This window comes from Dactylosporangium sp. NPDC051087 (assembly GCF_055586325.1).
In genome coordinates this window covers 238,321-251,308 of the sequence record NZ_JBVJIJ010000018.1, presented here as the reverse complement: position 1 = coordinate 251,308, position 12,988 = coordinate 238,321, and the positions used below count along the sequence as shown (strand labels likewise).

Below are 12,988 nucleotides of genomic sequence, written 5' to 3'. Positions count from 1 at the left end.
CGCGGGTGTCTACTTCGCGCGGGTGCGGACGTAGGCCGCGCAGTCGGCGGCGACCGCGGCCCAGTCGGTCTTGAGCGCGGTGGGGGCGGCGACGTCCGGGGAGGTCCCGTCGCGGACGACGGCGGCGAAGAAGTCGAGCATCGCCGGCTCGCCGAACCGTTCCGCGAGGCGGGTCACGGCGAGCAGCGCGATGCCGTACCGGGCCTGCCAGTCGTCGTCGGTGGCCCGTTCCGGGATCGCGCCGAGCGCCACCGAACCGTCCCACCGGCCCTTGCGCACGTACTGGCGCACGAACGGCAGCCGGGCGCGGACCCAGGAGCCGTCGCGGTTCGCGGCGTACTCCGCGAGCCCCTCGACCAGCCACCAGTCCTGCTGCCCGCGGGCCCGCCTGCCGAGGCTGACCACGTGCGTGAACTCGTGCGCGAACAGCTCGTACGACCCGACGCCACGGTCGACGCGTTGCACGACCTCGCCGCCGCGGGCGAACGCGTCCGCGGCGTTCTCGGTGTGCCCGTCGAACCACGACTTCCACTCGGCGGGCCCGGCGAGGTACACGACGTACCGGGCCGGCGGCTGCCCCCAGTGCGCGAACCGGTCGGCGATGTCCGCGCCCCGGTCGGCGGCCTTGACCGTGGCCGCGAGCTTGCCGGCGTACTTCGCCGGGGCTGCCACGACCACCCGGCGGCCGGTGGCGAACCGCAGCTCCGTCGCGTCCCACGGGGCCGTCGACCGCTTCGCCGCCGTCAGCACCGCTCTGCCCTCGGCGACCGTCCAGGTGCTGTCCACGAACAGCTGCTGGGTGCGGCAGTCCGCCGTGCCGAAGCAGTGCGACGTCTCCAGCAGCAGGGTGAACTGCCCGTCCGGCTGGACCGCCGGCGCGTCCGCGGCCCGCGACGAGAACAGCGCCACCCCGAGCGTCCGCAGCGACGTGAACCGCGACGTGAACCAGCCGTGCAGCGCCGGGTCGACGGGCGCGAGGTATCCGGCGAGGTCCCCGGCGAGCAGCGCCTTGTCCTGCGCGGCGAGGGTGAGGTCGACGGTCTCCCGCGCCGTCGGCGGCCGCGACGGCGAAGGCGACGGTGCGGGGCTCGCCGACGGTGACGCGACGGCGGCGGCCGGTGTCGCCCGCGGCCCGGTGACGGCCGGGACGAGGAACAGGCCCGCGGCCACGGCCCCGGCGACCGCCGCCGCGACCGCGAGCCGGACAGATCTCCGCCGCCGCACCGGCACGCTTTGCGCCGTCGTGCCTTCCGCCGCGAAGGGCGGCGGCTCGGCGGACGGTGGCGCTCCTTGCGCCGCGACGGGGAGCGGCCCGGCCGGTCGAGGCGGCGGCGGCGTCATGTCCGGGCCGCGCAGCGGCGCCTCGTTCTCCCCGTTGGCCACGCCCGCACCGTACTGGACGGGAGTCCCCCTCAGGTTCAGCCGTTCAGCGCAGGCTTGACGGACGAGGTCAGCCGGCGATCCACGGGCTGACGCCCATCTTGCCCGTGTTGCCGGGGTCGGTCATGAGCGTCAGCGTGTGACGTGGTTGTCCCGCGGCGGGCGAGACGCTCACGAACGCGCCCTTCGCCACGGTCGCCGCGTCGGTGGTCAGGTTGCGCCACACCAGGACCGCGTGGGCGCTGCCGCCCGGCGGGACCTCGACGCGTTTCGGGGCGACCTCGTACTGCTCGATCGTCGCGACGTTCGCGGTGCCGTCGAGGACCTCGACGTCGAGGACCTTCCCACCGGCGTCGAGGATCTCGACGGCCGGGTAGCCCCGCACGGTGTAGACGGCCGTGCCGCAGTTGCGCAGCGTCACCCCCAACGCGCGCAGGCCCATCGCCGCGTCCACCTCACCGACCGACAGCGACACGCCCGGCTCGAGGCACCCGGATGTCGTCTGCGGCGCCGGTACCGACGGCGACACCGGCTCCACGACGGCCGGGACGGACACGTCGGGCCGTGCCGCGACCGGATGGGCGGGGGTCGTGCCGCACCCGGCGAGCGCCGCCACCAGCGCCGTCACCGTCAGCCACCGTGCTCTCATCCAGCCGATGATGCCGTACCCCCGTCACCGGAACGTGGGGAACCCGTGGAGCTTTGGTGAACCTGCGGCCATCTTGATGCCGCAGCATCGGCGGGATGGACGCCACCGCGCTGGCCCGGTCGCTGCTGGATCCGATCCCGGCGCACCGCACCGTGGGACTCGAGGTCGTGCGCGCGGTCAACGGCCTCGGCGTGGTCGCGGTGACGGCGCCGCCCGCCCTCGCGAACGTGATCGGCTCGCTGCACTCCAGCGGCCTCGTGACCCTCGTCGACGCGGCCGGCCTCGCCGCGATCATCTCCGCGTGCCCGACCGGCGAGGCGTTCCAGGGCGTGACCCCGCTCGGCGCGGCCGCGACGCTGCGGTTCCTGGCGCCGGCCCGCGGCCGGCTCACCGCCACCTGCCGCGTCGACCCCGACGCCCGGGAGGCCCTCGCCGAGGTGTTCATCGGCGCCGCGACCCGCGTCCGCGTCACCACGACCACGGACATCACCGACGAGACAGGAGCCGTGGTGTGCCAGGGCAGCTTCGACTGGAGCGTCCGGCGGGCACCGGCCGCCTGACGCGGGTCCGCCTCGCGGCCGAGTTCGGCCTCGTGTTCTTCGTCCTCATCGCCGTGTACGCCCTGCTGAAGCCGCCCGGCGGGCCGATCCCGGTGCTCGTGGTCCTCGCCGTCGCCGCCGCGATCCACCTGCGCCGCCAGGACGGCTTCGACCGGCGTGACCTGTGGCGCCCCGGCGCGCTGCGCGACTCGTGGAAGCCGATGCTGGGCCTGTGGCTCGGCACCGCCGCCGCGATGACCGGCCTGGTCGCGTGGCTCGCCCCGGACCGCCTCTTCGACCTGCCCCGCGAGCGTCCGCTGCTGTGGGCCCTGATCGTCGTCTTCTACCCCCTGGCGTCGGTCTACCCGCAGGAGCTGCTGTACCGGGCGTTCCTGCTGCACCGCTACGCGCCGCTGTTCCCCGGGCCGCGCTCCGCAGCGCTCGCCGGCGCCCTCGCGTTCGGCTTCGCCCACGTCATCTTCGGCAACGTCCTGGCCGTGGTGCTGACCCTGGCGGGCGGCTGGCTGTTCGCCCGCCGCTACCAGACGTCCCGCTCACTGTTCACGGTCTCCGTCGAGCACGCCGCCTACGGCCTGCTCATCTTCACCGTCGGGCTGGGCGGCTTCTTCTACCACGGCGCCTGAGGGACCGCCCGCCCCGGCGCGTAGCGCGCGGCGCCGCCGGGTACGAGACCGCTCATGCGCCTCGCGACGTTCCTCACCGTGCTGCGGCAGGCCGCCGTCCGGCTGCTGCTGCCGGTGCTGCTCGTGTACGTGGCCCTCGCCGGCCTGGGACTGCTCGTGACGAGGGCGCTGCCCGGCGTGTGGCCGCTGACCGTCGAGGACGGCGTCAACCGTGCGCTGGAGGCGCACCGCAGCGGCGCGCGCAACGACGTGTCGCTGGTGTTCAGCACCATCGCCGGTACACCGGCCGTCGTCGCGGTCACGGCGGTCGCCGCGGCGGGTCTCGCCCTGGTCCTGCGCCGGTGGCGCGAGCCGCTGTTCCTGTGCGCGGCCGTCAGCGCCCAGGCCGTGATCTTCCTGTTCACGACCATCGCGATCCACCGGCAGCGGCCCGCGGTCGAGCGCATGGACGGCTCGCTGCCGACGTCGAGCTTCCCGTCGGGGCACACGTCCGCCGCCGTCGCGCTCTACTGTGGACTGGCGCTGCTGCTCAGCGGGCTCGCCACCCGCCCCGTGCCGCGGGCGGCCTGGTGGCTGCTGCTGGCCGTCCCGCTCGGTGTCGCGGCGACCAGGATGTACCGCGGCATGCACCACCCCAGCGACGTCGTCGCGTCGTCGCTCAACGGGGCGGCGTGCCTGTACATCATGAGCCGCGGCATCCTCGACCGGTCCGTGCGCTGGGGCCCGGACCGCGGCGCCGCCGTCCCGCACCAGCGCACCGCGCCGCAGCCGACCCGCACGGTCACCCGCGCTGACTGACCGTCCCGTCGGCGGCGATCCGCAGGGTCGCCTGCGGCACACCGTCCGTGCACGGCGACGCCCGCGGGTCCCGGCAGACGAGCGGCGCCGTGACCCGGAGCTCGGCGGAGACCGCCAGCGGCGCGCCCGGCGGTGTCGTCACCGTCACCGTGACCGGGTCGGCGGTCAGCTGCGGCACGGGCGCGTACCCGTACCCCGGACCGGCGCCCGGCAGGTGCACCACCCCGCACACGTCACCCGCCGCGCCCGACGGACCGGTCCCGGTCGCCGTCGCGCAGGGCGCCGCGCTGGTCGGGCCGGAGATCATCAGCGGCACGTCCTGCTCGTGGCAGCCCCAGCCGCCGCAGACCCGCAGGTGCACCGACGGCACCCGCGGCGCCACGGCCTCGTCGACGGCGACCGAGAACCCGCGCAACGGCTCGGCCCCCGTGCCCCTTTGTTCCGTCCTCGCCGGGCTCACCGCGGAGCACCCGGCGAGGAGCAGCGTCACCAGCAGCAGCGTTCTCACGTCAGTACCGACGCCGCGGCCGCCCGCCGGGTTCCCGCTCATCCCAGGGTGACGACCTCGCGCCGCTGCGCCGAACGCCGGGCGGCCGCCAGCACCGCGAGGGCCGCCACCGGTCCGGCCGGGTCGACGGGCGGCGGCGCGCCGTCCCGCAACGCCCGGACGAGACCGCTGTAGAAGTCCTGGTACGCGCCCGGCGCGGTCGGCACGGCCCGGTCCTGCCCGTCGACGGTCAGCGTGCCGTGCCGGGCGGGGTCGTCCTCGCCCCAGCCGGCCTCGGTCGGCAGCCGGCCCGCCTTCAGCGCGTCCTCCTGCACGTCCATGCCGAACTTCGTGTACGCCCCCTTGTCCCCGAGCACCCGCAGCCGCGGGCCGGGCGACGCCGCGAGGGCGCTCATCCACAGGTGCGACCGCGCGTCGCCGTGGTGCCGCAGCGCCACGAACACGTCGTCGTCGGCGTCGATCCCGGCACGGCGGGTGTGCACCTCCGCGTACACCTCGGTCGCCGGTCCCAGCAGCTGCAGGGCCTGGTCGACGAGGTGGCTGCCGAGGTCGTACAGCAGGCCGCCGGCCTCGGCCGGGTCGCCGCTCTCCCGCCAGCCGCCCTTCGGCACCGGCCGCCACCGATCGAACCTCGACTCGAAGCGCAGCACCCGCCCCAGCGTCCCCTCCTCGACGAGCCGCCGGGCCGTCAGGAAGTCGCCGTCCCACCGGCGGTTCTGATACACGCTGAGCAGCAGCCCGCGCTCGGCCGCCAGGCTGACCAGCGCCGCGCCCTCGTCGGCGGTCGCCGTGAGCGGCTTGTCCACGACGACCGGCAGCCCCGCCTCGAGCGCCGCCCGCGCGAGCGGCGCGTGGGTCCGGTTCGGCGACGCGACGACCACCACGTCGACGCTCCCCGCCGCCGCCCACAGCTCCTCGGCCGTCCCGAACAGCTCGGCGCCCGGATGCGACGCGGCCGCCGCCTGCCGGCGTTCGGGGTTGGCGGTGACGATCGCGCTCAACGTCAGCCCGGGTGTCGTGCTGATCAGCGGCGCGTGGAACACGGAGCCCGCCGTGCCGTATCCGACCAGCCCGACGCGAAGAGAGGTGTCGCTCATGCCCTGCAGTCTCCCCCACCCGTCGCCAGCTCCCGCACCGAAGCCACACCCCCGGGCGAAAACCGGGACCGGCTAGCGTGGAGATCATGTTCAGTGTCGCCCTCGGCGAGGGAGCGCAGCTGCGGCCGTTGGAGCCGTGGCAGGCCGCCGAGTTCCTCGCCCACATGGACCGCGCCCGCGCCACCGTCGACCCGTGGATCCCGTGGGCCGGGATCAGCACGGACCTGGACTCGGCGCGGGCGACGCTGCAGCGGTACGCCGACCTCCAGTCCCGCGACGCCGGCCGGATCTACGGCATCTGGCTGGACGGCACCCTGGTCGGCGGCACGATGTTCGTGACCTTCGACGCCGGCTCCGGCCACTGCGAGATCGGCTGCTGGCTGGAGCCGGCCGGCCAGGGCAAGGGTCTCGTCACCCGGGCCGTGCGGCGGCTGATCGACTGGGCGTTCCGTGCCCGTGGCATGCACCGCGTCGAGTGGCACTGCCGGCCGGACAACATCGCGAGTGGCGATGTCGCCCGGCGGCTCGGCATGCGGCGGGACGGGTTGCTCCGCGAGGCCTACCTCTACCAGGGCATCCGTCACGACCTCGAGATCTGGTCGCTCCTGGCGTCCGATGAGGCGTTGTCCGGCGAGGCGCCCGGCGAGGCGTCCTCCGGCAGGGCGTCCGCCGCGGTGGCCGGGGCGCCCTCCAGCTCGTCCTCCGGCGGGTGACGCAGGCTCAGGATCACCGAGCCCGCCAGCACGACGACCACGACCGCCAGGCTGACCAGCGACGGGATCTCCGGCACCGAGGTGCTGATCGTCTTGTGCGCCGCCTGCAGGATCAGCTTCACGCCGATGAAGGCGAGGATGATCGCCAGGCCCTTCGACAGGTACCGGAACTTGTCCAGCATGCCCGCGAGCAGGAAGTACAGCGCCCGCAGGCCCAGGATCGCGAACGCGTTCGACGAGTAGACGATGAACGTGTCGTCGCTGACGGCGAGCACCGCCGGCACACTGTCGACGGCGAACACCAGGTCGGCGGCCTCGATCGCGACCACGACGACGAGCATCGGGGTGGCGACCCACTTGACGCCCTGCTTGACGAAGAACTTCGCCCCGGAGTATTCGTCCTGGACCGGCAGCACCTTGCGCACCAGCCGCACCGCGATGTTGGTGCTCGGGTCGTAGTCGTCCTCGTTGTCCTTGACCAGCTTGTACGCGCTCCACAGCAGGATCGCCGCGAACACGAACAGCACGACGGTGAACTTGCTGATGATCGCCACGCCGGCCGCGATGAAGATCGCCCGGAAGATGAGGGCGCCGATGACGCCGTAGAACAACGCCCGGTGCTGGTACTGCTTCGGTACGGCGAAGTACCCGAAGATCAGCGCGAACACGAACAGGTTGTCGACCGACAGGCTCTTCTCCAGCAGCCACGCGGTGGTGAACTCGACACCGGCCTCGGCGCCGAGGACCGCCCACACCAGACCCGCGAACGCGAGCGACAGCGCCACCCACACGGCGCTCCACCTGGCGGCCTCGCGGAAGCCGATGACGTGTTCCTTACGGTGGGCGAAGAGGTCGACGGCGAGCATGACGACGACACCGATGCCGAACGTCGCCCACAGCCAGATCGGCACATCGAGCATGATGCCTCCACAGATCGCAAATCGTCTGGGTCAAGCCTCGCCCGGAGGATGGGGTCCCGTCCGCGTCCGCCACTGGACAATCGGCCCGGTGTATGTTGCCGACGACCGGCAATCACTCGAGCGGCGTCGAGGGCCAGTCGAGGAGCCTGGCGGCCGTGACGGCCGCGTGCAGGGTGAGCCGCTCGGAAGGGTCGGACGGGTCCCTGCCGGTCAACTCTGCCACGCGCGCCAGCCGATACGTCACCGCCCGCACCGACAGGTTGAGCCGGCTCGCGGTCTCCGTCGCGACGCACCCGGTCGCGTAGTACGCGTCGAGGGTCTCCACCAGGTGGGCGGCACCGCCCCGCGCCCGCGTCAGCGGGGTCAGCGTGCTGCGGACCAGGTCGTGCACGGCGGGCAGGTCCTGCAGCAGCACCCGGTAGATGGTGAGGTCCCGCGCGTCGACCACGGGCTGCTCCAGGCCCAGCCGGTCGGCGAGGTCCAGCGCATACCGCGCCTCGTCGTGGCTGGTCCGCACCGCCGCGGCGCCGATACGGGGGCTGCTGACCGCGCCCCGCCAGGCCGACCGGACGGCGAGGTCCAGCTCGCGGGTGACGAGGTCGCGGACGGCCTGCACCGCCGCGGCGTCGGGCGCGGCGAACACGCAGACGACCTCGCCGGAGCGGATCAGCACGAGCGGCTGCGCGTCGCCGTGCCGGCCCTGCAGCGCGCGTTCGAGCCGGCCCGGGGTGGCCGCCGTGTCCGGCCCGCCGAAGCCGGCCGGCCGCCGGGCGACGAGCACCGCGACCGGCCCGGTCAGGGTGAGGCCGATGTCGGCGGCGGGGCCGGTCGCCTCGATCGCCTGCTGGCCACCGGCAAGGAGTGCCTCCATGACGTCGTGCTTGACGGCCTCCTGGAGCCGGATCACGTCGGCCCGCGCGAGCTGGAATCCCTCGACCAGCGCGGCGACCCCGTCGTCCGCGGCCCGCAGCACCGCCAGGGCCGACCCGCGGACCCGGGCGGCGTCCCCGGCGGCCACGTCGGGCGCGTCCCGCCACAGCCGCCACGCCGCGGACAGGTACAGGTCCACCAGCGCGCGCAGCGCCACACCCTGCACGGCGGCCCGGCGCCCGGACGCGGCGCACGCCTCCAGCTCGCGGCGGCGCAGCCGCCGCCCGTCGGCCGTCGCCGCCACGACGGCGGTCAGAAAGCCACCGAGCAGCGACGGGTCCACCCCGCCGGCATCACTGGACGCGGCGGCGGCGATCCGGTCCAGACCGGACAAATCCTCACCATCCTCCCGAAGCAGAAGCAGAAGCAGAAGCCGCCGCCGGAGCGGAAGCCGCCACCAGGGCCGAAGCCACCGCCGAAACCGGAGCCGCCACCAGCACCGGAACCGAAGGCGAAACCGCCACCGAAACCGAGGCCGCCACCAACGCCGAAACCGAAGGCGAAACTGCCACCAGCGCCGAAAACGGTGCCGCCGCCAACGCCGGAGCCGAAGGCGAAGCCGCCACCGAAACCGGAACCGAAGCCGCCACCAACGCCGAAACCACCGCCGAAACCGAAACCGCCACCAGCACCGAAGCCGGAGCCGAAGCCGCCACCAACGCCGAAACCGGAGCCGAAACCGCCACCAGTGCCGAAAACGGTGCCGCCGCCAACGCCGGAGCCGACGGCGAAGCCGCCACCGAAACCGGAGCCGAAGCCGAAGCCGCCACCGAAACCGGAGCTGAAGCCGCCACCAACGCCGAAACCGGAGCCGCCGCCAGCACCGAAGCCGACGGCGAAACCGCCACCGAAGCCGAAGGCGAAGCCGCCACCAGCGCCGGAGCCGAAGCTGGAGCCGCCGTCGAAGGCGAAGCCGCCACCGGAGCCGAAGCCGCCGCTGCCGGAGCCGCCACCGAAGCCGAGGTCACAACGCTAGCCGCGGGCGACGCCGATACCGAAGAGAACGGCGATCCCCAGGGCGCTGCGCGGCGCATACGGCTGCCGCCACAGCCCCCCGTGCGCCGCCGCGAACGCCTCGTCCTCCCACGGGTGGGCCGCCGCGGGCCGCACGACGTGCAGGTCGTGGACCAGCAGCGCCGCCATGAGCGTGTTGCTGGTCGCCGGCTCGAAGATCTCGATGCCGAAGCGGTGCGCCCCCGCATACGCCGCGGCGAGCAGCCGGTTCTTCAGCACGCTCCGCGTGCGGGTCGCGGGCGCGACGGTCAGCGACACGGTCGCCCCGGCGGCGCGCTCGTGCGCGGCCCGCCACCGCTGCAGCCGCTTGGCCAGGGCGTAGTTGGGCCCCTGCTGCGGCACCAGGCTGTCGTTGATCCCCGGACGGGTGCCCGGGTAGTTGGGCGCGAGCAGGCGCCCGCCGCTGATCACCCGCAGCGGCCCCCGGAGCCGCCCGATGCCCTTGGCGGTGGCATAGCGGTGACCGGACTCGTCGACGGCGTCGTCGGGGACGGCGAAGACGTCGGTGGGCGTGGCGAGGAACGCGAGGGCCAGGTCGGGTCGCGCCTGCCGCAGCCGCACGGTCAGCGCGTCCACCGCCACGGCCACCCGGACGTTGAGCGGCCCGTCGGCATACACGTAGTTGCCCAGCACGGGCGCGCCGTCGACCTCCCCGAGCCAGTCGGCGACCCGCCGCAGGTCGTGCAGCAGGTCGGCCCCGGCGTGCCTCGATACATCAGGCACATCAGACGCATCAGACACATCAGACGCACCTGACGCGACCGGCACGTGCAGGCGCCCGCCCGAGCGGTGCGCGACGTCCAGGAGCCGCTCCCAGATCGCGGGTCGCGGCAGGTCGACGGCGACGACGTCGGCGCCCCACCGCAGCAGCGCCGTCAGCGGCCCCATCTCCGCCCCGGCGCCGAGCACCATCACGGGCCGCCCGGCAAGGGCGAGCCAGGACGGGTTGGCGGCGACGGTCCGCACCGCCTCCGCGCACGACGGCTCGATGACGCCGCCGGAGACCCACCGGTCGAGCTGCCGCAGGAGGCTCTCCCCTTGCAGCCGCTCGCCCCGGTAGGGCACGACGAGCTCCCGCCGCACCTCACCGGTCCCGGTGACGGTCACCGTCCGCAGCGGCGCACCGGACGGTGCGTCGAAGGCGTCGTCCAGGGGCAGCTCCTCGGCGGCGGGCCCGGGCCGATACCGCATCCGCGACCGCAACGACGCGAGCCCGTCCCCGGCGATGGTCAGCGCCGCCTCGCGGGACGGCAGGCCGGCCTCGACGAGCCGGTGGAAGTGGCGCAGGTAGTCGCCGCGCCAGTCCTTCGTGGTCTCCGCCTCCCGGGCCCAGCCGGGCGCGACGGACCGCAGCGCGTCGCCGACCACCCCCCGCCCGAGCGCGGACGTGCTCGCCGCGCCGTCGACGGTGGGGATGACGATCCCGGTGGGCGTGTCGCTCATGGGGGCAGTCTGCCAAAACAGCAGCCGCCCCGGGCGAAAGGCCCGGGGCGGCTGTGGAGAACGAGGCGGTTGTGGACAACCGGACTACAGCTTGACGTCGAAGCGCGGGTCGGCGGCGATGCGCTTGAACGCGGTCAGCGCCTGCGGCGTGTCGTCGACGCGGATGTCGTGGCCCGACTGGTCACGGGCGGTCTCGAAGTACACCAGGCCCTTGATGGCGGGCATCGCGGCGAGGTTCTTCAGCACGGTGTCGAACGTGTTGGCCTTGTTGACGCCGTTGACCTTCGCGGACGAGTCGTACACGCCCCACTCGGCGACCATGACCGGCTTGCCCGGGTGCTTGGTGGTGGCCCACGTGTAGAAGCCGGGGTACTGCGACTTCTGGTTGCCGGTGGTGCGGTTCATCAGCGAGGTGAAGTCGCCGCTGTGGAAGCCCTTCGGCTGCGCGTTGAGGTAGGAGTCGACACCGATCCAGTCGATGACGTCGTCGCCCGGGTACAGGTCGGCCCACCACGGCGAGTTGTTCCACTTCTCGTAGTTCATGTACGCGATCGTCGAGATGGCGTTGGTGACGCCCTGCGCGCGCAGCCGCAGGATCGTGTGCCGGTACATGGCGGCGAAGTCCTTCGCGGTCATGCCCGAGCCGGCCTTCGGGTTGACGTCGTTCTCCGGCTCGTGGTGCAGCACCAGGAAGAACGGCTTGGTGAAGTTGGCCTTCAGGTAGGCGGCCTCACGGTCGATCCGGGCGTCCTGCGCGCCGGCGGCGACCTTCGCCCACGTGGTGGCGTAGGCGACCTTCCAGTTCAGCATCAGGGTGCGCGGCTTGGCCGGGTCCGCGGTCATGGCCATCTCGTCCTTGGTCGGGAAGAGCTCGTTGCCCTTGTGGTACGTGTGGTAGATGGCGGCGGTGCGGCCGGTCTTCTGCTCGAACGTCTTCAGCGCCTGGTCGCGCGGCACGTCGGAGAAGCCGCCGGCGGCCGCGCCCCACAGCACGCCGCAGGTCGGGACGAGCTTGGCGTCCACCGTGCACTGGGGACCCGCGGCCGTGGCGTCGGCGGCGAACGCGGCGGTGCCGGTGCCGGCGCCGGCGAGGACACCCGCGGCGAGCACTCCGATCGGCAGCAGGCGGCGAACGACGCGACGGACGCGGTCGGAGTTCAGCGTGGCGAACGTCAAAAGATCTCCCCGGTTTCTGTGTGCCAGGCCCGTGCGGCCTGACACGAACAAGATTCCGGGGCGTGCGGAGCGCCCCCGGTTCGCCGGCGGTTGCCGTTTCGGTGTCCACCACCCGGCCAGGTGCCGTCGGCCGACCGGCGTTCACCGCAAGGGCGGTAACGTTGCGCGGGTGCACATCCGATTCGATGTCCCGGCCGATCCCGCGTACGCGGCCCGGGTCGCCACCGTGCTCAGCGACGTCTACCTGCGCAAGTACCGGTACATCGGCTTCGCGCTGGTCGCGCTCGGGCTGGTCGGCCTGTGGGTGCCGATCGGCGGCCGCGACTTCGACGCGAGCCCCTTCTTCACCGTGATCCTGGTGGTGGGCGTGTTGTCGATGCTGTTCCCGGTCTGGGCGCGGTATGCGGCCCGCCGCCGCCTCGACGGGCTCGCCGTCGACGGCGGCTACGACATCAGCGACGACACGGTGACGATGCGCAGCGGCGACGAGAGCGGTGAGCTCGACTGGGACGACGTCACCCGCGTCACCGAGTCCCGCGGCTTCTTCGTGCTGTTCACCGGCCGCGTGCCGTACACGGTGATCCCGCTGCAGTTCATGACGGCCGAGCAGCAGGGCACGCTGCGCGGGTTCCTCGTGGACCGGGGCAGCCTGCCGGCGGCGCCCGCCTGAGTCACACCCGCCGGGTGCAGGTGAGCACGACCGTCGTGCTCGTCGGCACCTTCGCGCCCGCGGCGGCCGACTGCTTCGTCACCGTCCAGTTCTGGGGCAGGACGACCTCGGTGTCCCCCTGGTCCTGCGAGCCGAACCGCACGTCGCCGAAGCCCAGCTGCTCCAGCTCGATGCGGGCCGCCGCCGCGTTCTTGCCGACGAGGTTCGGCACCGTCACCGCGACCGGCGCGGCGGAGGTCGCCGAGGGCGGCGCCGGAGCGGTGGTCGCGGGTGCCGGAGGCGCTCCCGTGGTGGTCGCGGCCGCCGATGTACCGCCGGGAGCCGCCGGACCGCTCGCCGCCGGCGCCGGGGGCGCGGCGGTGGGGCCGTCGTCCCCGCGGGTGATCGCGAATCCGGCGATGCCCGCCACGACGACCGCCGCGAGGGCGACCGCGCCGATGATGATCGCGCGCCGGCGCCGCGACGGCTGAGCTGGTGAGGTCACCGCCGGATTCTGCCCCGCCGCCC

General features: G+C 73.7%; 14 protein-coding genes and 1 pseudogene. 5 read left to right on the top strand and 10 right to left on the bottom strand.

What is annotated here, in order from left to right; genetic code table 11:
* Positions 1-9 precede the first annotated feature (9 nt).
* Together ACZ6TV_RS32225 and ACZ6TV_RS32220 are read right to left on the bottom strand one after the other, a co-directional pair.
* Positions 10-1,383 (bottom strand): hypothetical protein, encoded by a 1,374-nt coding sequence (locus tag ACZ6TV_RS32225; RefSeq protein ID WP_465301064.1) that lies wholly within the window; start codon positions 1,381-1,383, stop codon positions 10-12.
* A gap of 67 nt (positions 1,384-1,450) precedes the next feature.
* On the bottom strand, positions 1,451-2,029 hold the full coding sequence (locus ACZ6TV_RS32220; protein WP_465301063.1) for a DUF4232 domain-containing protein: 579 nt from the start codon (positions 2,027-2,029) through the stop codon (positions 1,451-1,453).
* A gap of 95 nt (positions 2,030-2,124) precedes the next feature.
* Between ACZ6TV_RS32220 and ACZ6TV_RS32215 the strand changes: the two genes are divergently transcribed.
* The 3 genes from ACZ6TV_RS32215 to ACZ6TV_RS32205 are packed head-to-tail and all read left to right on the top strand — an operon-like array spanning position 2,125 to position 4,010.
* Positions 2,125-2,589: a PaaI family thioesterase gene (locus ACZ6TV_RS32215; protein ID WP_465301062.1), complete on the top strand. Its 465-nt coding sequence runs from the start codon at positions 2,125-2,127 to the stop codon at positions 2,587-2,589.
* Positions 2,541-3,212, top strand: coding sequence for a CPBP family glutamic-type intramembrane protease (locus tag ACZ6TV_RS32210; RefSeq protein WP_465301061.1), 672 nt, complete (start codon positions 2,541-2,543; stop codon positions 3,210-3,212). Before ACZ6TV_RS32215 ends, ACZ6TV_RS32210 begins: the two co-directional genes overlap by 49 nt.
* A 54-nt stretch (positions 3,213-3,266) precedes the next feature.
* On the top strand, positions 3,267-4,010 hold the full coding sequence (locus tag ACZ6TV_RS32205; RefSeq protein WP_465301060.1) for a phosphatase PAP2 family protein: 744 nt from the start codon (positions 3,267-3,269) through the stop codon (positions 4,008-4,010).
* Here the strand turns inward: ACZ6TV_RS32205 and ACZ6TV_RS32200 are convergent.
* Together ACZ6TV_RS32200 and ACZ6TV_RS32195 are read right to left on the bottom strand one after the other, a co-directional pair.
* Positions 3,994-4,518 carry a hypothetical protein gene (locus tag ACZ6TV_RS32200; RefSeq protein WP_465301059.1) on the bottom strand — a complete coding sequence of 175 codons (525 nt, stop codon included), beginning with the start codon at positions 4,516-4,518 and terminating at the stop codon, positions 3,994-3,996. The genes ACZ6TV_RS32205 and ACZ6TV_RS32200 overlap by 17 nt on opposite strands.
* Positions 4,519-4,556: 38 nt before the next feature.
* Entirely contained in the window at positions 4,557-5,615 is a 1,059-nt protein-coding gene (locus ACZ6TV_RS32195; RefSeq protein ID WP_465301058.1) for a Gfo/Idh/MocA family protein, read from the bottom strand.
* An 86-nt stretch (positions 5,616-5,701) separates the two neighbouring features.
* Here ACZ6TV_RS32195 and ACZ6TV_RS32190 point away from each other — a divergent pair, with 86 nt between their 5' ends.
* Positions 5,702-6,328, top strand: coding sequence for a GNAT family N-acetyltransferase (locus tag ACZ6TV_RS32190; RefSeq protein ID WP_465301057.1), 627 nt, complete (start codon positions 5,702-5,704; stop codon positions 6,326-6,328).
* Between the two features lie 53 nt (positions 6,329-6,381).
* Here the strand turns inward: ACZ6TV_RS32190 and ACZ6TV_RS32185 are convergent.
* The 5 genes and pseudogenes from ACZ6TV_RS32185 to ACZ6TV_RS32165 all read right to left on the bottom strand — a co-directional run.
* Positions 6,382-7,194: pseudogene (locus ACZ6TV_RS32185) on the bottom strand (TerC family protein); the annotation flags it as partial.
* A 166-nt stretch (positions 7,195-7,360) separates the two neighbouring features.
* Positions 7,361-8,512: a PucR family transcriptional regulator gene (locus ACZ6TV_RS32180; RefSeq protein ID WP_465301056.1), complete on the bottom strand. Its 1,152-nt coding sequence runs from the start codon at positions 8,510-8,512 to the stop codon at positions 7,361-7,363.
* 4 nt (positions 8,513-8,516) lie between these two features.
* Positions 8,517-8,891: a hypothetical protein gene (locus tag ACZ6TV_RS32175; RefSeq protein ID WP_465301055.1), complete on the bottom strand. Its 375-nt coding sequence runs from the start codon at positions 8,889-8,891 to the stop codon at positions 8,517-8,519.
* Positions 8,892-9,150: 259 nt separating this feature from the next.
* On the bottom strand, positions 9,151-10,635 hold the full coding sequence (locus ACZ6TV_RS32170; RefSeq protein ID WP_465301054.1) for a hypothetical protein: 1,485 nt from the start codon (positions 10,633-10,635) through the stop codon (positions 9,151-9,153).
* Positions 10,636-10,719: 84 nt separating this feature from the next.
* Positions 10,720-11,811 (bottom strand): glycoside hydrolase family 26 protein, encoded by a 1,092-nt coding sequence (locus tag ACZ6TV_RS32165; RefSeq protein ID WP_465301053.1) that lies wholly within the window; start codon positions 11,809-11,811, stop codon positions 10,720-10,722.
* 169 nt (positions 11,812-11,980) lie between these two features.
* Here ACZ6TV_RS32165 and ACZ6TV_RS32160 point away from each other — a divergent pair, with 169 nt between their 5' ends.
* Positions 11,981-12,481, top strand: coding sequence for a YcxB family protein (locus ACZ6TV_RS32160; protein ID WP_465301052.1), 501 nt, complete (start codon positions 11,981-11,983; stop codon positions 12,479-12,481).
* A 1-nt stretch (position 12,482) separates the two neighbouring features.
* Here ACZ6TV_RS32160 and ACZ6TV_RS32155 read toward each other — a convergent pair whose 3' ends face one another.
* Positions 12,483-12,965 (bottom strand): PASTA domain-containing protein, encoded by a 483-nt coding sequence (locus ACZ6TV_RS32155; protein ID WP_465301051.1) that lies wholly within the window; start codon positions 12,963-12,965, stop codon positions 12,483-12,485.
* Positions 12,966-12,988: the final 23 nt, after the last annotated feature.